Raw genomic sequence first — 17916 nt, forward strand, 5'->3', positions numbered from 1 at the left:
TCGTCCGATTGGTGCCGGCCGAGGGAGACGCTTCCTGCGGGTGGTCAGATCCCGAAGCGCCAGTACTGGGTGACGCGGTCGAGGACGAGCGCGGCAGCGATCTCGTCGTTCCATACCGAGTCGAGCCACCGCGGAACGGTGTCCAGGCGCTCGCAGACCACGAGGCTCTCGGGCTGGTGGGGCAGGTAGCACAGATCCCGGTCTTCGAACCGACCTCCCGGCCCGTACAGGGCATACAGCCGCGCGAGGCGTTCCCGCTTGTCCGCGGCGAAGGCCTCCAGGCGGCTCACGTAGCCGTCCTGCTGCTCGGCACTGACCGCCTTGAGGATGACGGGGAGGATCTCCTCGGACAGGTCGCGGTCGAATTGGGTGTAGCCGGTCAGGGACACGAAGATCCGCTCGACCGTTTCCAGAACCCGCAGCACCTGCTCCTCCCCCACGCTGTCGACCATCGTCGTCGAGCGGCGCGGAGTGCGGCTTGGCGCAGGTGGGAGTGTCCGGGAGAGCTCGGCTGTCGGCTGGGCCTGGCGGACGGTGCGGTCGGCGATGTGGGTCAGCAGGCCGGCCACCGCCTCGACGGCACCCCGCCAGATCGCGTCAGAGGGGGCGCTGCGGCCGGGCGGGGCATCCGCGTCGTGTTCGATGACCTCCGCGTGGGCGGCTTCCACGGCGCCGGCCTGGATGACCGCGATCAGGCGCCGGGCCTCTGCCGGTGCGGCGCCGGCGGCTTCGAGCAGGCTGGCAACGCGGTGCTGGGCATGCGCGGCCGCCTCCTGATGCACGATGACCAGTGGTAACAGGGGGCGCTGGCCGGGGTTGCCCATGTCCGGATTCCCTTGCTGCTGTGGGTGTGCGGGCCGTTGCGCACGCTGCTACCGGAGTTCGACGGCGTACGAGGCGCCGGGGAACTCCCATCCGTCGGTGCCTTCGCCGATGTCCTCGACGATGACGTCGTCGATGAAGTGGTCCTCGAACTCGTCGTCGGTGAGCTCGCCGGCCAGCCACAGTTGCTCGATGTCGTCCCAGGTGCCGCGGCTGCCGTCGATCCGCAGCGGCGCTGCCCGCCGGGTACCACGTTCGCGTTCGTCCTCGCCGGTCCTGACGACGCCGCTGATCTCGAACTGACCGCGCTTGACGTGGTCGGGGATCGGGTCGGCGGGGACGGTCGCCGCGTTCTCGTAGGCGGTGTGGATGATGTCGCGGTAGCCGCGGCGGACGTTGTACTCGGGATCCGACAGCCAGTTGATCAGGGTCTGGGTCGTCACCCCGAGGCCGGCGTCCTCCAGTGCCTGGTAGCCGCGGCGGGTGCCGGTCAGCTGGGAGAGCTGGGCGTGCCAGTGCTTGGCGGTGTAGGTGGACAGCCGGTGGCGGGGGGTGACCTGCGAGCGCAGGAGGTCGTTGAGCGCGGCGCCCAGGGAGTTGCCGCGTCCGGTGGGGCCGGCCATCAGTCGTCACCTTCGGGGATGATCTCGCCGGACAGGACGTACTTGGCTTTCACTTCACCGAAGCCGGTCCCGATCCGGTACGTGTCCGGAGGCGTGCCCGGAGGTGTCCAGAAGATAGCAAGGTCGACGTTGCGCAGGGCGACGAGGGTGTGGCCGGCCAGCACGGCAGTGAAAGCCATGATCCAGTGCCGGACTTCTGCCTCAGCGACCATGCTCACGCGCCAGTCAGGCCGCCAGAACGGGGACTTCTGCTCGGCACGCTTGGGCCACAGCAGACGCAGCGCGATGGACAGCCGGGTCTTGTACGCCTTGTACGGGGCGCCGCCGGCCTCGACGAGCTCAGCCCGCGCCTGCTTGGTCGCCTCGTAGAACGGCTTGAAGAGCGACTCGTTGGCCCGCCCGGTCCACGAGTCGTGAATGGTCGGCATCGCGTCGAGGTGGCGTTCCCTGACAAGCCGGGCAAGGAGCCTGATGTGCGGAGTGGAGACCCACACGCGGCCCTCGTCATCGGGCGCTGCCAGGATCTGGCCCAAGGGGTGCGGCATGTCCGTGCGGTTCCACGCGGGGATGTCGATGAGGTAGATGCCGGCCTTGGCCTTGTCGTACGCGTCGAGCGGACCGGTGCGCTTCAGCTCGTTCGGCGCGAGGGGGACGGCCGAACAGGCGGACGGAAAGCTGCCGTTGCGGTCGATCAGGCACAGCACGCCCGCCCCGAAGGACTCGGGTACATCGAGGCGGTCTCGCCTGACGCGCTTCCCGTTCGCCCTGATGTACGGGACGCGGGTCCTCGTGACGCCGGCGTGGAGCCAGCTGGGCTCACCGACCATGTCCTCAGTGATCAGTGTCCACGGGGCACTGTCGCGGTCCTCGATCCGGATGACGGGGATCGGGTGCATCTTCGAGCGGCCGACCGCCTCCTTGAGGATCCGCAGGCCCGGGAAGACTGCGCCCTCGGGCTCGTCCTCCTCATCCCCCGGCTTCAGACCGTCCTCGCCGTCGTCCTCGTCCTCCGTCACGTCGGCCTGGGCCTGTCCGCTGTCAGCCGGAGCGTGAACAGCGGCAGCGGACAGGCCGGCGTCTTCGGTGGTGTCGGCGGACTCGGGCGTGCCGTAGGGGTGCAGCGCGGCGGCGAGGCGGTGTCCCTCATGGGTATCCGGCCACTGGGAGACCGTGGCGGCCGCCTGGAGCAGCGTCGGCAGGATCTCCTTCAGCGTGCCCTGGTCGCCGCCCGCGATCGCCGTCCGCCATGCCGCCAGCTCGCGGGGTGAGGGCGGCGGGGATCCCCTGGTGTCCGCCGGACGTGTAGGGAAGGGCGGCCTCGGCCAGTTCCAGCGCCGCTGTTCCGCCGACGGCCGCCGAAGGCCCGCGGCCCGCCGGGCTGTCGGCGCGTTCGAGCGGCGCGGCGCCGGCGTCGAGGAAGCGGGCGTGGACCAGATCGGGCTGCAGGTACGCCGAGCCGATCGTGCCGAAGTCGCGCTCCGCGACCACCACCTGGACCCGAGCAAGGTCCTCGGTCGGCGTGAGGGTCAACGTGACGTCGGCGTCCAGGAGATCGAGGAGTGCGGGATCGTCGCTGTCCACGATGGCGAGCACCGGCACGTGCAGCGTGCGCGCGAGAGTCGCCAGAATCTGGGAGGCGTCGGGGAGACGGTCCCCGGACAGCGGCAGGCGGGCACTGTTCGCGGCCTGCAGGCGGTCAACGACCACGAGGGCGAGGCCCTCCATGTGCGGGGCGGTCTCCTTGATGTCCTCGGCCGTCAGGTCACTGCCGTCATCGATCATCAGGAGGTCCCCGGCCTGGACCACCTGATGGGCGACCTGCTGTTCATGCTCGGTGAGGCGGCCCTGCTTCAGACGCGCGTATTCACCACCGGCCTCGGCGGCGATGATCCGGCGGAAGATGTCGTCCCGGTTCGGCCCCGAGGCCGCGTACAGGACCTTGAGGCGGTCGGCGAGCGCCGTCTTCCGCGCGGCGGCCAGACCCAGCAGACTCCCGCCGACACTCGGACGGGCTGCCACGAGCGTCAGCCTGCCCCGCTGCAGACCACCCGTGGCGGCGTCCAGGCCCGGCAGTCCGAAGGTGGGGCCGCCGACGGGGCCGTCGGTGAGTACGGAACCGATGGCGTCGCCGAGCGTGGCGAGCCTGCGCGGCGCAGTGCCGCGGTTCTGGTGGCCTTGGCTGTTCACCGCACCTCCTGCGGTCGCCGCGCCGGGGTGCGCGGCCGTGTCGGATGAGAGGGCATCAGGGGAGGGGTCGGCGGGGAGCAGGACCGCGACCGGCGTGCTGTTCCGCATGAGTACCTGCGGCTGGCCCTGGGCAGCCAGCGTGACGAGGTCGCCGAAATCCTTCTGCGCAGCGCTCAGCACGTGGGCCGGGAAGGCCTCGGTCTTCCGCGCTGCCGGGAACCTGTCCAGTGGCGCCAGGAGAGCGCGCACCCTGTGCTTGGTGATCACAGTGGTGCGCCCTTCCTCTTCGGCGAGCTTCACCAGCGCGTACAGCTTGTTCCGCGCCGTGGTCGCGTTGATCGCACCCTCTTCCTGCGGTGACTGGCTCACTCACCCTCCTATGACACTCAACTGCCCGTCATCATAGCAGAGTTCACCCACTTATCCGTCAGACTCACTAAGTTTCTTTGTTAACCTCACTCACTATTGGTGACTTCGTGGTGTGCATATTGACGAGTCCGGAAGGGGACAGCACTGAGGCCGGGGCTACCGGTCCCGGCCTCAGCTCCACACCATCCGCAGACGATTACACCCGTCGACCCGACAGGCTCAAATGCCCGCTGCCGTGCTCCTGCCCTTCGGGCTGCGGACCGGATCACCACAGGCGTCTGTCCCAGGTGCTGACGGCGGTCGGTCGCGGGAGCGGCTATCCGATCTCGACGGCCAGCTATCCGCCGGCCGTCGATTCACTCGAAGAGCAGGTCAGTCGATCAGCACGTCGAGGTCACAGACGCTGCAGCGGCGCCCGCCTCCACCAGGGCGCAGGGCCGACCTCTGGCCCTCGTCGTAACACCCGGGCAGGCACACGACGGACAGTCCCTGCCCTTGCTGCTGGAAGACCTGCGCGTGTCCCGCGCACCGGAGCAGGGCCGACCCCGCACGAGGCCGACCATGCTGCTCGGGGACAAGGCCCACTCCTCCCGCGCGATCCGAGCGGAACCTCAAGGCTCGCGGGATCGTCGCGGTCATCCCTGAACGACGCGACCAGAGCAGGAACACCGACGCCGCCGCGGTTCATCGGGCGGACGCTCACTGAAGTTCGACCTGGTCGCTTACAAGAACCGCAACGTCGTCGAGCGGTCCTTCGCGCTGCTCAAGCAGTGGCGGGGCCTGGCCACGAGGTTCGATAAACTCGCGATCGTCTACCGCTCCGCCGCGGTCCTCGCGGCTTAGATGGCCGTCGACCTCCACCGGCCCCGGCTTGCCGCACCAGCGGTCCGCGTCGTGCCTACCGGTCAGTTGCAGGCATCCACCCACCAGACGGGTTCCCAGTCACCGACGCGGTCCTCCGAATAGGCGCCCGGCGTGGTGTAGATCAGGATGTCGATTTCGTCGTACATTCGGGCCCTGGTTCCGCTGGACTGGTTGTTGCTCCAGGATCCGTCGCTGCTCCAGGGGATGCTGAAGAAGTCGTCGCAGTCCGCCTGTCGCAGCACTTCGCCCGTGAAGTTCGTTCCTGCGTAGGCGCAGAATGTGTAGTAGGCGCAGGAGGCTGGTGCCTGGGCGTTCGTGGTCTGTTTCGGGGCGTCGAGATCGCGCGCGCGGGCCTCGCCGGGGAGCGGCAGCAGCAGCTCGATGCCGCTGGGCAGCTTGATCTCGTTGGCGGCTGTCTGAACGCCGCCGAACTCGGCTAACCGGGTGTCGATCCGCTTTTGCAGCGTTTGGGCCTGCGAAGCGGACAGCCCGGCGGTGCGTGCCTGCGTGGCGAAGCTGTCTCCACTTGCGGCGGTCTGGGCGTCAGCTGGTGTTGCGGTACCGATGAGGGCGGCGGCCAGGAGGCCGGCAGCGGTAGCTAGGCGAGAATGCCGGAAGTGCATGGCGTGCAGTCCCTTCGTGTTTTTGGGCGGGCGTCGAGACTGGAGTCTGCGATCCAGCCTTGGGCTCCCGTGGTGTCGTTGCGCATGTACGTCCACATGGAACCGTTGTAGGCCGTTGTGTAGCAGTGGTAGTCCAGTCGGTGGGATGAGTAGGCGATTCCGTTGATGTCGCACTGGACGTTGGAGCCGTCGCGCATGTTGTGGCCGTTGGCGGAGTACGCCCAGGAGCTGCCGTCGAGGTCCGGCGCTGATGTCCCGCAGGGCGCGTCTGCCGCTGCCGGGCCGGCCGTCCCAACCGCCACGGCCGGTGCGATGAACGCGGCCATCGCTACAGCCGCCAGTCCCGTGTCTCTCCACTTGGACCTGAACGTCCCCCTCTCTCCGTCCTTGACTATCAAAGGCACGAAAAGAGTCTGGACGTAACAGACGTCGCGTGGCTGGTCGAGAACTGGACTTTCGCGTGAAAGGAAAGTTCCCCGCCTGTTTCGAAATGTTGGCGGTGATTGTCGTCTGTCTGACGGTGGTGGCCGTGGCGATGTTATGGGCGGCGGTCCGTATGTCCCGTCGTCCGGGTGCGCGGGCGGCGTGGGGAGCGTGGCGAGTGATGGTCGGTGGAGATGAGGCCGGGTAGTGGGCGCGCCTGCTCGGGCCGGAGGGCCGCAAGAAAAGCTGGCAGAGCATGCGCTAACGGCTACTCCCAGACGATCAGGTACCAACGGCCGAGGAAGACCTGATTGCAGTACGAGTTATTGGAGTTGTAGCCGTAGGCCCTACCTGCGCGCTGGCAACTGTCCAGGTACGGATAGGGGCCACTGTGGACCACCCACTCGGCGGCAGACGAGGGGGCAGAGGTCTGTGCTGTGGCTGCCTGCGCCGTGGCGGGGAGAACGAGGGCAGCGACTGCGGCAGCGGCAGCCGAAAGGGCTGCCAGGCGTGTGCGCATTTGCTTCTCCAATCATGTGTTTTGTCTAACCGAAGCCATGCTGGACACGACGATGTGACCGGCAGGCGTGCTGTCGACAGCAATGCGACGTCTGGGACAAGCAGGTGTCTGTCCGATCTACTCAGTGCTTGTTTCGGAGCCGATGGGATGTTGCCCCGGTAGCCCATCAAGCGCTGGCAGGTGTGCTGCGGAAGCAGTCTTGTGATCCTGTGGCCGGTTAGCCGCTTCCCCGTGTCCGACGTACGGCTCACACTCGGAACCGCTGTCCCACCATCAGGTTCGAGAACGGCTCTCGCATTCGATTCGCTCCTGGCCGAACTGTGAGGTGCCTGCTCTGACTCACCATGGCAAGGGGGAACTGTGCTGCGGCTGTGCTTCACCGCCGAGGATCTGCTGCAAGTGACCTTCGCCGACGAGCCAGCACCCATGGTCGAGCTGACACTCGCCATCGCAGCGCTGCAGCGGCCCGATCCGCTGTTCACCCCCTGGCGGCGGCGGACGCTCCACACCCTGCCGCGCTCCGCGGGGCCGCTGCTGGAACTGGTGCCCGCCACAGCCAAAGGGCCGTTGTTCCTGGACCCGATGAGCCGGGGATTCGATGACGGGCTCGACCAGGTCCTGTCGGCCTCCACCCCGTTCGTCCGCACCGAACTAAGCCGCGTACACGCCGCCGGCCGCCGCCCAATCCCGTGGACCCGCCTGCTGGCCGACCGCGACCGGGAGGCCTGGCAGATCCTGGAACACGCCGTACGGTCAGTGCACGCAGGCATTCTGGCCCGCTCATGGGACCGCATCCGCGCCGGATTCGACGCCGAACGCGCCTGGCGCGTCCAGTCCCTGGCCGCCCAGGGCATCCGTGCGACGCTGACCGGCCTCGCCCCGGGGGCACGATGGCACGGCACCACCCTCGAGTTCGACAGCACCGACGACATCGAGGTCACACTCGACGGACACGGCATCACCCTGCTGCCGTCCGTCTTCTGGACCGGACGGCCCCTGGTCGGCAGATACGCCCAGTCAACGTTCCTGGTCTACCCGGCCGTAACCCCGCTCCCCCTCCTGGACGACCCCACCGCCAATGCCCTGGCCACGCTGCTGGGACGCACCCGCGCCGCCATCCTGGAACAGCTCACCCGGCCACGCACCACCACCGACCTCGCCTCCCAACTAGACCTGGCCAAGTCCTCCGTGTCCGAACACACCAAAGCCCTCCGCGCCGCCCGCCTCACCATCGCTCACCGTGACGGCAAGACCGTCTGGCACTCCTGCACCCCGCTGGGGCTCGGACTCCTCACCGGCTCTCTCCCAGCACCACAAGAAGGGTGAGCAATAGTCCCCGAGTTCCGCCTTCGTCCGCAGCTCGCTGACGCCCCTGAGAGTGCCTGGACCTGGGCCTGATACCTCGTCCGGGTGACAGTAGGCCGTTCTCACCCAACCTCGTTCGGAGTGCGCAACCGTCATTCCTGTCGGGATTCCTTCAGCCTGGGTGAAGCCGTGGAGGCGTGGGTTGGCTCTGGCCGTAGTGCGCGATCTGCACAAGTATCAGGCGCCGGTGAGCGAGGAGGAGCTCGCCGAGTTCGAGACCGATGTGCTGGCGGAGTTCGTGCTCGCCAGGGCTTCGGCCGGTCTGGTCGACAGCACGATCCGCAACCACACCAACCATCTAGAACTGATCCGGGACAGGTTCAGCCGTCCACTGTGGGAGATGGAGCCGGCCGACGCCGACGTCTATTTCGGCGAGGAATCGTCGATGCCGAGCTGCCCGGCGAGGTACTCCACGGCCTCCCATGGCACCGCGAGCGGGTCCTCACCGAGGAACCGGCCGACGTAGCGAACGGTGCAGATCTGCACCGCCATGCCCAGCTGGTGCGCGTCCGTACGACGCAGCGCGATCAGATCACGGTCGTCATCGTCGAGGAAGAAGAACCGCCGCGCCCCGTCCTCCGGAGGACTGCTGCTGGATCGCGATCCCGTATTGAAGGGGTGAGGGACGGCGTAGCGACGAACGTGGGGCAGCGGGAGATCTTCGTCATCGTGCGGGCAGCCAGCGCTGTGGACGCTCGGTACGGTCACCGGTCGGCCGACCTGGTGGGGAGTGAGGCGAGTGGGGACCGATGGCCCTTGGGGGTCGCATGGACGGCCGGCCAGTCGATGCGGCGGCTTCGGGTGAGCCGGTCCAGATCGGCCTGCCGGTAGAGGCGGACCTGCGTGTGGTGCTGTCCCTCGACGATCTCGGAGTGGGCGAGCAGCCCGGCCCGTACGAGGTGGTCGAAGTCGCGCTCTCTCACGCCGAGGATCTCGGCGGCAGCGTCACGCATGTGGAGTTGGCCAGCGGCCGAGGCACGTTCGACCTTACGGCGGTCGCGGAAACTCTCCAGGGCCAGCCCGCAGTAGAGCGGGCGGTCCCGGTACTCCCCGACGACGGGCAGGTGCCCGCGGCGGGCGAGTTCGGCCGCAGTACCGGCGTGGACGGTGATCGAGAAACGGGCGGCGAGGTGTTCCTCGGCGCGGGTGGCGCCGACGTCGGGCAGGGTGCCGACGGCCTGCCGGATGGTGTCGATGCGGGCGACGGCGTCGTCGAAGACGGCGGCGGACCATCGGCCGCCGGCCACGTCGGGGCTGAGGATGAGCCCGAGGCGCTGCGCGCGGGTGAACTGCCACAGCGCCAGGCCGGCGCGGTCGGGGAACTGCAGGGGGCCGTAAGACTTGAGGGCGGCGGTGGTCACGTCACGCCTCCTGGTACGAGTCGATGTACGGGTCCCCGGCGTCGTCGCGGTCGGCTTCGGCCTCCCAGCGCGCTTCGTTCTGCGCTTCCCAGACCAGTTCCTGGTACTTGTCGTCGTACGGGTCGTACGGCTCCCGGGCTGCTTCGGCCATCTCCGCCCAGTAGGCGGCCTCCGACTCGGCATCCTCGTCGGCCCGTTCCTGCGGGGTGAGCGCGGCACGGCGGGCGTCTTCCTGCTCCCGCCGCGCCTGCGCCTGAGCCTCGTAGTAGCCGGCCCAGACGAGCACGGCGTCGTTGGGTCCCCAGCTGCACCAGCCCCAGCCGTCGACGTTCTGGTGGCCGGCCGCGCGGGCGCATCGACCGCCGTCGATCGGGTGGGCCATCCCGTTGCACACGAGGACGAGTTCATTGGAAGGCTGCCGGGCCGCCGTACGGGGTCCGCGGCGCAGCTCGGCGAGGACGTCGGGGAACCGGCGTCCGGTGGAACTGGCGATCTCCCGGGCCCGGCGCTTGAGGTAGTCGCTGCCTGATTTGGTCACAGTCGTCTCCAAGCGGGATCCCACGCTCCCCGCCGGACGTCGCGTGAATGGGCGCAGCCGGACAGACGGATCCTTCGGGTGGTGCTGCGCGGGACCCGACTTCGGTCCTTGTCCGGCGGCGCTGCCCCGGTGCGGCGTGGGCGCGGGGCAACAGCGGAAACGGCGGTTCGCGGCATGCCGTTACTACGGATATCCACCGTACCTGGCGGTACTGACAACCGGGGCACGTCTGCATCGCGGCCGCCGGAGCAGAGCAGCAGTCAGCAGCTCTGGCGTGCTTTGGGCGCCCAGGAGTTGGTGAGCCGGTCCGCGATCCAGTTCGGGAGTTGGAGGATCGGGACGTCGCGGGTGATGACGTAGCGCGTGCCGTCCACGGCGGATCCGGGTCCGATGAGGTACCCGCCGCTGCGCCGGCCGGGACCGCGGACGTCGATGCCCGACCCGAGCGCCGTCCGGCCCCCGGAGACGCTGGGGATGGTGCAGCCGCCGGAGACGGCCAGCGGCAACATCGGCGTCGGCCGCCGTGATCACCAGCATCGGGAGTCTTCGATGAAATGGGCTGTTGCACAGGTGGGCGCATGCCACCCGCGTCGGCGTGAGGGTGGCATGCGCCCGGCTGTGGGATCTAGCGCAGGGGGATGCTCGACTCCCAGCCCGCGTAGCTGAGGTAGACCGTGTAGTACGTGTTCGGCGCGACCGAGACGCCGCTCTTCAGGCCGTTCATCGCACTGGAGTACGCCCTGAGGGTGGCCACGGACCGAGTGAGGCAGTTGTTGGTCAGCCAGTTGTAGTCGGTGCCCATGAGCCCCTTGAACTTGGTGACCGCGCCCGCGGGAGATCCGCTGGAGGTGTTCTTGCAGCGGAACTGCGTGTAGGGGTCGTTGTTGCGCCGCTGGTCCTTGAAGTGGCCGAGCATGGAGTTGACGTTTTCGGGGCCGCGCAGCCAGTTGCCGTTGAAGCCCTTGGCCGACGTGGTCTCGGTGGCGCCGGAGTACCACTGTCCGGAGCGGTCCATGACGGCCCATCCGGCATGGCCCAGGGCGCCCACCGCGGTTGGGGCGACGAACAGACAGACGCGGCCCGCTGCCGCAGGGGCGTTCGGGGTGAGACGGTCAGCGGTGCCGGTCGCGGCCTGCACGGCGCGGTCCATGGCACGGACCGCAGCGTGGGTCGGGGCCGGCGTCGTGGCCGGGACGGCGGCCTGCGCGGCCGGGGCCAGGCCGGCCGCGGCGGCGCAGACGGTGACGGTGACGGCGAGGGCTGCCAGTCGGCTGCATCGGGTGATGTCGGACATGAGGGGACTCCTCTTCTCGTCGGCGGGTCGTATTGGTCAGCCGGACAGGCTGTTGATCATGTCGAAGAGCTTCTCGGCGTCGATTTCCCACTCGTGAAGCTTCGTGATGATCCAGTTCGGAAGGGTGTGGTACAGGTTCAGGAACGCGTCCCGGCCGTTCTTCGCGGCCTGCACCAGTGACTTCCAAAGACCTGTCCCCTTGAGGAACTTCACGACGGTTCCCCACGGAATGCCCTGGCCCTGTGCGTCCTGCTGGTACGCCGTCAGCTGCTGTCCGGTGGGAGCCGCCGCCTGGGCCGTGGCTGCCGTGGCACCTCCGCCGAGGACGACCAGGATCGCCAGAGCGACGGCCTTCTTCTTCGCCGTTGTGAACACGCGGTTCACCTTCCGTTCCGGGTTGCGGATGCCGGGCGGCTGCCCGACGAGATGGACCGTGCCGGAACCGGGCGGCGCAGCGGAAGGAGTTGCCGGTTTCCCACTCGCCCGGAAACCCGGAAACCGGCTATGAGCTGCTCTTTTGCATGTTGGAGGGTTACTCCTCGGCCGTGCGTCACCGAGGGGTGCGCTGGGTCGTTTGAACGGCAGGGAGTGATCGCGCTACGGCGGGAGGGGGCGTGTGACGGACTTTGATGGCGAGCACGACGACGTCGGCTCGGAAGGTGTCACCTTTGGGTCGGAGCTGCGGCGCCGGCGTCTGGCTGCGGGGAAGTCGCTGGCGGGGCTCGCCGTGGACCTGGGGACCGGGAAGGGATATCTGAGCCGCCTCGAACGAGGGTTGCAGCGGCCGAGTCTGCGGTTCGCGCGGGCCTGCGACGTGGCCCTCAAGGCGGGCGGCGCCCTGCTGGAACTCGCGACGGGACCGGGCGGAGACATGTGTCCGTACCCGGGGCTGACCTCCTTCCGCACAGAGGACGCCCGGTGGTTCTTCGGTCGTGACCGCGCGATCGCCGATCTTCTCGGGCTGGTGGCCGACCCGAGCACGGCCGGGCACCCGGCGGTGGTAATCGGTCCGTCCGGGATCGGCAAGTCCTCGCTGCTGCGTGCCGGGGTGGCCGCGGCGGTGACCCGCGGGGCCCTGCCGGCGTGGCAGCCGGCCGCCTCCGAGGTGCTGTATCTGACGCCCACCGGACATCCCATGGACGAGTTGCGCGGCCAGGACGCGCGCAGGCCGCTGGAGTCCTACGCACTGGTGATCGTGGACCAGTTCGAGGAGCTGTTCACCCAGGGCGCGGATGAGGCCGAACGCACGGCCTACATCCGGCAGTTGTGCGCCTACGCCGCCGACGGCCTACCCATGGTCATCGGCCTGCGCGCCGACTTCTACGGGCACTGCCTCGCCCACGCGCCCCTGGTCGACGCACTGCGCCGGCGTTCCCTGCCCCTGGGCCCCATGGCGACCTCGGAACTGCGGCAGGCGATCACCGGACCGGCCGGTGCCGTGGGGCTCCACCTGGAACCGGGCCTGGTGGAGATCCTCCTGCGCGATCTCGCCGTCACGGACGAGGCCGGGCCAGGGCATACGGGCGCGCTGCCGCTGTTGTCCCACACCTTGCGCGCCACCTGGCAGCACCGCACCGATGGCCGGCTCACCGTCACGGGATACGAGCTCACTGGCGGCGTCCAACAGGCGGTCGCCGCGACGGCCGAGCGTGTCTACGCAGCGCTGGACCCGCAACAGCGGAACGCGGCCCGTACGGTCCTGCTGAGCCTGGTCAGGGTCGGCGAGGGTGAGGACGACACCCGCAGACGGGTCAGCCGCGAGGAGTTGGCCGAACTGGTCGGTCCCGACGGCGCGGGACGTCACGAGGGATACGACGGAGTCGTCGAGGAGTTCACCCGAGCCCGTCTGCTGACCGCCGACGCCGACCACGTGGAGATCAGCCACGAGGCCCTGCTCCGTGCCTGGCCCCGGCTGCGCCGATGGATCGACGAGGACCGCGACGAACTGCGCGTCAGGCAGCAGCTGGCGGATGCGGCCCGCGCCTGGGAGCAGGCCGGGCGGGATCCTCATCTGCTCTACCAGGGCGTACGACTGGCCGCCGCCCAGGAACTCGCGGCGCGTGGGGCACTCGGCTCGACGGAACGCGAGTTCCTCCGTTCCTCGGAGGAGCGACAGGACGCCCAGGTCCGCGCGGAACGCGCCAGGGTCCGCAGACTCCGCGCCCTGACCGGAGCTCTCACCGTCCTCGCTCTACTCGTCGCCTGCCTTGCCGGATTCGCTCTCGACCAGAAGACCAAGGCTGTGCGCAATACGGCTCAGGCCCACCGGCAGGCGGAGGAGATCGGCTCCACCCAGCTCGCCCTGGCCTCGGCGGAAGCACGTGCCCAGGGCCGGCCCGAGGCGGCCGACCTGCTGGCCGCCGAGGCGTATCGGCTGGACCACGGGGTGCGCGCCCGCAGCGCGCTGCTGAGCAGCCAGGCCGAGTTCTTGGCCCGTCGCCGGACACCGTCACGTGGATCGGCTCGCCGTGTGGGGCAGGTCGCGTCCGCGGACGGCCGGACACTGGCGACGTACGACGCCGGCGGGGCCGTACAGCTGTGGCGGCTGCCCGGCTGGGAGCCGCTACGCACGCTGGACACCGGTCTGGGCTCCGTCGATCATGTGGCGCTCGCCGCCGACGGCAGCGCGGTCGCGGCCGTGTCTGACAAGAAGCGGCACATCTGGCTGTGGGAGGAGGACGGTGTCGACAGGGGAGCGAAGGACGGGGGGGTGAGCGGACGCCGGCTGCCCATGCCGACCCGCTTCGTGATCGCGTCCATGGCCTTTCGCCCCCACGGCCATACCCTCGCGGTCGCCGACGGCGGCGCCGACGTCTTCCTGATCGATCTGGACCACCCGGACAAGGCCACCGTCACCCTGCGGGCGTCCGACGGCCAGAGCAACGGCACAAGGGTCTGGGCCGTGGCCTACAGCCCCGACGGCGCACTCCTCGCCACCGGGGGCATGGCCACCGATAGCCGCGACCGCGAGGTCCGGCTGTGGGACGCCGACTTGTACCGACGGCTCGGTGCGTGCCGGATCCGGGGCTGGAAACTCGACTTCGTCGACATGCTCGCGCTGGCCTTCACACGGGACGGTCGCAGCCTGGCAGCGGTAGGCCACGACCAGTTCGTCGCCGTGTGGAGGAACCTAGGGACGACCGCCGACGCAACGGTCTGCCCTGCGGCAGAGCCGCTTGCCGCTCCCGTGGTGGGCAGCGCCGTGTCCTCTCTGGCGTTCAGCGGCGACGGCACGCTCCTGGCCACCGCCGGCGAGGACCTCCACGTACGGCTGTGGAGTGTGCGTGGCACGAGGCCGCTGCTCTCCCTCGCCGGACACCGTGACCTGGTACGCGGCGTCACATTCACCCACCGTGACCATACGTTGCTCAGTACCTCCGCCGACGGCACCACCGCCGTCTGGGATCTCACCCGGGGCTTTCTCCCCGGCGCCGACGGCAGCCCGCAGCACTCGGTCACCTGGCTGCCCGACGGCCGGACACTCGTGGCCAGTGCGGACGAGACACCGAGGATGTTCGACACCGAACGAAGAGTCAGGACCGGGGTGTTCAGGGGGCACCGCATCGGTGTGTACCGCACGGCCGTCAGCGGCGACGGCCGCACGCTGGCGACCGGTGGCGACGATCGCACGGTACGACTGTGGAACACCGCCTCTCACAAGAAGAGCAAGACGTTCACCACCGTGCGCGACGTCTGCGGGCTCGCCCTCAGCCACAGCGGACGCGTTCTCGCAGCCGGAATCGGCCTTGGCCACCTGTCCCTCTGGACCAGAGGACCGGGGCGCGACGGCACCTGGCGCACTATCTTGAAAGACGTCCCGATCGGTTCCCGTGCCCCCTGCGCCCTGGCCATCAGCCCCGACGAGCGCACCCTTGCGATCGGCGCCGACGACACGACCGTCCGCCTGCTCGACCTGACCCACCTCACTCCAGGCGTCGCACGGCTCAAGCCGCTGGGGAGACACAGCGATTCCGTCCGCGGTATCGCCTTTGCCCCCGACGGACACACCCTCGCCAGCGCCGGCGCCGACAAACAGGTCAAGCTGTGGGACGTCGTGCACCGAAAGCCCGCCAGGGCCCCGCTCGTCGACTTCCCTGAACGGGTCAGCGGTGTGGCCTACAACCGCCGGGGCACCCTGCTCGCCACCATCGGCCTCGACGGCGTCGTCCGCCTCTGGAACACCCGTACCTGGCAGTTGCACGCAGCACTCACGGGTCACCAGCAGGATGGCGACACCATCGCCTTCGACCCCCGCCACGACGACACCCTGGCCAGCGTCTCCAACGACGGCACGATCCGCCTCTGGGACCTGAACGAGCAGCGAGTACGCCGGGCGGTGTGCGCCCGCGACCTCAAGTACGCCCACGCGGACTGGAAGCGTTACGCACCCCATGTCCCGCTGCCGACGGACTGTGGCTGACGCCCCCTACGTCTGGGAACCCGTGAACGCCACCCCGGCCTTGGCACCGACGTGGAAGGTCGGGCCGTCCACGTGCTCGGATTCGCGTACGTGGAAGGTGTGGGCGTGCTTGTCTCGTTCTTCGCGGAGGGTTCGAATCTCGGTGACGAATCGTTCTGAGATTCGCTGGTGTTCGACGGTATCGACAACGTGGACATCAAGAAGATCAAAAGACGGCTCTACGGACGAGCAGGATTCGAACTGCTCCGCAAGTTGATCCTGCTCCAGTAATCCTCTGTGACCGCTCCCAAGATCTGTGCGAGAACCCCGTTCTCGCGAACAAAGCCATACAGCCGATCAAAAGCACTTACTCCAGCCGCTAGCTGAACAGAACGACTTGACAGGGAAGACGGCGGACGCCCGGGGCGTGCCGTCGGGATCCGTCCAGGTGAGCGCGAAACTCCGCATGGTGGTCGTCATGCGGTCATCATCTCCGCTGGCACCGACACTCGCGTGTCCGGTGGCAGGCCTCGCTTCGGCTGAGGTCTGATCACCGCGACGCGCGCGGGGACCCGATCGATGTCACAGGGTCGAACTAACATCCAGTCCATGCCGAGTACCACCCCGCCCGAAGCCACCGTCGACGCTCCCGCCGAGCAGCCCTACGATCCCTTCGCGTTCCCCGACGACTTGGTCGCGGCCCAGAAGGAACTGCATGAGACCTACGCCGCACTCCACCGCTTCCAGAAGGAACTGGACTGGTCGGCGGCTCCTCACGAGGGCTTCACCGACACCGAGCGGTGGCGCAACGCGACGCGTCCCGCCACGGACGGATGGACGCTGGAGCAGACGGGCGAGTACGAGCGGCTGTGGTCGAAACTGCGCGAGCTGACGGCGTACGTCGCGGGCCACAAGCACTGGGAGCTCTGCCCGAAGGACAAGGCCGTGGAGGCCCGGCAGGCTGTCAAGCACGTCCCTGGTGCTGCCCCCGATCCGGCGCCGGTCGGAGCCCTGGAGGCGGTGTAGTCCGCCCGTCGCTCTCCGCGCGCACGCCGCCGATAGGATGCTCCCGAGGCGTGCACGTACGCCGGAGTCCGAAGGGGGCGCGGCCCACGCCTGAGCCCCGATGTCCGGGCAAGGTTCTCGGAATCGCGTGCTGTATCCCGTCTCCCCTGATCTGGTGCGACGCGTGCGTGGGGCGTGTCGCGGTGTGGACAGGGCATGACGAAGGACCGCACGCGAAAGCGCAAGATCCGGGCCGAAATGGCCGTGACGGGCCTGGCGTACAACAACGCCGCTGCGACGTTCGACGCTCACGAGGTGCCCGACGCCGGGCACCAACCCCCCGCCGGTGTCCCCATGGCGGATGATCCGCTGGGCCTGGGGGACGGTACCGAGCTGTTCACCGCTCCGCTGATGGTGGTCACCATGCTGCCGCCCGGGGCCGAGGGCCTGGCCGCCGCGCAGGTGATCGCGGACGCCGTCGACTACTTGGTGGATCCCGCTGCGGGCTGGTACCGGGCGTACGCCGAGGTCTACGGGCCCCGTCCCACCCGGGAGTCCGGGATGGCTCCGCTGGCCGGGCACCGGCCGGGCATGCTGCTCGTCCAGGTGTCCGCACGGCGCCGCTGGACCACCGGGAACCTGCACGACTTCCTGCGGGACGCCGCAGTCGCGATCCTCGCCGCCCTCGCGGCCCGGTACCCGGAGATCACCGAACGGCATGTCGCCGTCCAGGCCTTGCGGATGGAATCCGCCGAACAGGTCGTCTCCGGGGAACCGGAACCGACCGCTCGTACCGACCAGGCGCACCCGAGCCTGCGTAACAACCACCTGCTCCGCAAGGGAACCGGTGAGCAGGAGACGGCGGACGAGGTCTCCTACCCGTTCCGTCTCGTCGACGCCCACGACCGTGGCTGGTTCGCTGTCGGCGCCGCGATCTACCGGTGCGCGGGCGCCGAACAGCACGGCGCCGAGCCGGCCTCCCTCGAGGACCTGAAGAGCGAGCGGGGACCCCTGCGCCCCGTCGTGCCCGCGTCCGAGCACGACCTGGACCGGCTTCGAGCCGCCTTCGCGGACGCCGGCCCCAAGGCCGTGGCCTCGCTGCTGGTCGCCCTGTACCGCGTGGCCCGGGAGCACGCCGAAGGAGAGTACGAGCGCTCGGGGCGCATGCAGAGCGGCCGGTTGTACGCCGGGGGCGAGGACAACTGGGAGACCGTGGCGATGCGGAGCTTGATCTGGGGGCTCGGAGTCGACCTCGCGGACAAACCTCGGCGTCTCCACGGGGTGATGATGGACGTCGTCCGCGACGTCGTCGACGGATGGGTGACACCTAGCTCGGACGTCTACGTCGAAGTCGCGAACAACATCACCGAGGCCTTCCAGACCGCGGCCGCGGCGGCCGGCGGGTGGCAGGCCCTCGCGGACGAGCACTTCCGGATCGGCGCTCGGTTCGCCCACTCGAAGAACTCCGTCGAGGCCGCCCACGCCTGGCTGATGGGGCAGCCGCCCGCCGCTGACGGCTAGAC

The 17916-nt window shown here is 69.1% G+C and carries 16 protein-coding genes and 2 pseudogenes; 6 read left to right on the top strand and 12 right to left on the bottom strand.

What is annotated here, in order from left to right; genetic code table 11:
- Positions 1-44: 44 nt before the first annotated feature.
- The 4 genes from ACFWXC_RS47440 to ACFWXC_RS47455 form a co-directional block, all read right to left on the bottom strand.
- Entirely contained in the window at positions 45-824 is a 780-nt protein-coding gene (locus tag ACFWXC_RS47440; protein ID WP_384489528.1) for a hypothetical protein, read from the bottom strand.
- A 48-nt stretch (positions 825-872) separates the two neighbouring features.
- Positions 873-1445, bottom strand: a complete 573-nt coding sequence (locus tag ACFWXC_RS47445) for a hypothetical protein (protein WP_384489530.1) — start codon at positions 1443-1445, stop codon at positions 873-875.
- Positions 1445-2461 carry a hypothetical protein gene (locus tag ACFWXC_RS47450; protein WP_384489532.1) on the bottom strand — a complete coding sequence of 339 codons (1017 nt, stop codon included), beginning with the start codon at positions 2459-2461 and terminating at the stop codon, positions 1445-1447. The genes ACFWXC_RS47445 and ACFWXC_RS47450 overlap by 1 nt, the downstream gene beginning before the upstream one ends.
- Before the next feature lie 127 nt (positions 2462-2588).
- Complete coding sequence (locus tag ACFWXC_RS47455; RefSeq protein ID WP_384489534.1) at positions 2589-4001, bottom strand: type II toxin-antitoxin system prevent-host-death family antitoxin; 1413 nt, start codon at positions 3999-4001, stop codon at positions 2589-2591.
- A 432-nt stretch (positions 4002-4433) separates the two neighbouring features.
- On the opposite strand from ACFWXC_RS47455, the pseudogene ACFWXC_RS47460 reads away from it, so the two are divergent.
- Positions 4434-4844, top strand: a pseudogene (locus ACFWXC_RS47460) (transposase); the annotation flags it as partial.
- 62 nt (positions 4845-4906) lie between these two features.
- On the opposite strand, the gene ACFWXC_RS47465 reads toward ACFWXC_RS47460, so the two are convergent.
- Both ACFWXC_RS47465 and ACFWXC_RS47470 read right to left on the bottom strand, forming a co-directional pair.
- Positions 4907-5488: a hypothetical protein gene (locus ACFWXC_RS47465; RefSeq protein ID WP_384489536.1), complete on the bottom strand. Its 582-nt coding sequence runs from the start codon at positions 5486-5488 to the stop codon at positions 4907-4909.
- Complete coding sequence (locus tag ACFWXC_RS47470; protein WP_384489538.1) at positions 5464-5892, bottom strand: hypothetical protein; 429 nt, start codon at positions 5890-5892, stop codon at positions 5464-5466. The genes ACFWXC_RS47465 and ACFWXC_RS47470 overlap by 25 nt, the downstream gene beginning before the upstream one ends.
- A gap of 899 nt (positions 5893-6791) precedes the next feature.
- Here ACFWXC_RS47470 and ACFWXC_RS47475 point away from each other — a divergent pair.
- Both ACFWXC_RS47475 and ACFWXC_RS47480 read left to right on the top strand, forming a co-directional pair.
- Positions 6792-7757 carry an ArsR/SmtB family transcription factor gene (locus tag ACFWXC_RS47475; protein ID WP_384489540.1) on the top strand — a complete coding sequence of 322 codons (966 nt, stop codon included), beginning with the start codon at positions 6792-6794 and terminating at the stop codon, positions 7755-7757.
- Positions 7758-7938: 181 nt separating this feature from the next.
- Positions 7939-8262 (top strand): hypothetical protein, encoded by a 324-nt coding sequence (locus ACFWXC_RS47480; protein ID WP_384489589.1) that lies wholly within the window; start codon positions 7939-7941, stop codon positions 8260-8262.
- On the opposite strand, the pseudogene ACFWXC_RS47485 reads toward ACFWXC_RS47480, so the two are convergent.
- The 6 genes and pseudogenes from ACFWXC_RS47485 to ACFWXC_RS47510 form a co-directional block, all read right to left on the bottom strand.
- Positions 8169-8363, bottom strand: a pseudogene (locus ACFWXC_RS47485) (DUF4158 domain-containing protein); the annotation flags it as partial. The gene ACFWXC_RS47480 and the pseudogene ACFWXC_RS47485 overlap by 94 nt on opposite strands.
- A 137-nt stretch (positions 8364-8500) precedes the next feature.
- The gene (locus ACFWXC_RS47490) at positions 8501-9157 is read right to left on the bottom strand and encodes a hypothetical protein (RefSeq protein WP_384489542.1); all 657 of its coding nucleotides are present in this window, start codon (positions 9155-9157) and stop codon (positions 8501-8503) included.
- Between the two features lies 1 nt (position 9158).
- The gene (locus ACFWXC_RS47495; RefSeq protein WP_384489544.1) at positions 9159-9695 is read right to left on the bottom strand and encodes a hypothetical protein; all 537 of its coding nucleotides are present in this window, start codon (positions 9693-9695) and stop codon (positions 9159-9161) included.
- Between the two features lie 260 nt (positions 9696-9955).
- A complete protein-coding gene (locus ACFWXC_RS47500; protein WP_384489545.1) occupies positions 9956-10204 on the bottom strand; it encodes a hypothetical protein in 249 nt (82 codons plus the stop codon).
- Between the two features lie 116 nt (positions 10205-10320).
- A complete protein-coding gene (locus tag ACFWXC_RS47505; protein WP_384489547.1) occupies positions 10321-10989 on the bottom strand; it encodes a hypothetical protein in 669 nt (222 codons plus the stop codon).
- 36 nt (positions 10990-11025) lie between these two features.
- Positions 11026-11364 carry a hypothetical protein gene (locus tag ACFWXC_RS47510; RefSeq protein WP_384489549.1) on the bottom strand — a complete coding sequence of 113 codons (339 nt, stop codon included), beginning with the start codon at positions 11362-11364 and terminating at the stop codon, positions 11026-11028.
- A 241-nt stretch (positions 11365-11605) separates the two neighbouring features.
- Here ACFWXC_RS47510 and ACFWXC_RS47515 point away from each other — a divergent pair, with 241 nt between their 5' ends.
- From ACFWXC_RS47515 to ACFWXC_RS47525, 3 genes are all read left to right on the top strand, one after another.
- Positions 11606-15409 carry a helix-turn-helix domain-containing protein gene (locus ACFWXC_RS47515; RefSeq protein WP_384489551.1) on the top strand — a complete coding sequence of 1268 codons (3804 nt, stop codon included), beginning with the start codon at positions 11606-11608 and terminating at the stop codon, positions 15407-15409.
- 588 nt (positions 15410-15997) lie between these two features.
- Positions 15998-16414, top strand: coding sequence for a hypothetical protein (locus tag ACFWXC_RS47520; RefSeq protein WP_384489553.1), 417 nt, complete (start codon positions 15998-16000; stop codon positions 16412-16414).
- Positions 16415-16609: 195 nt separating this feature from the next.
- Entirely contained in the window at positions 16610-17914 is a 1305-nt protein-coding gene (locus ACFWXC_RS47525) for a hypothetical protein (RefSeq protein ID WP_384489554.1), read from the top strand.
- Positions 17915-17916 lie beyond the last annotated feature (2 nt).

Origin of the sequence: Streptomyces sp. NPDC058683 (assembly GCF_042716195.1) — a bacterium.
Classification (GTDB): Bacteria; Actinomycetota; Actinomycetes; order Streptomycetales; family Streptomycetaceae; genus Streptomyces.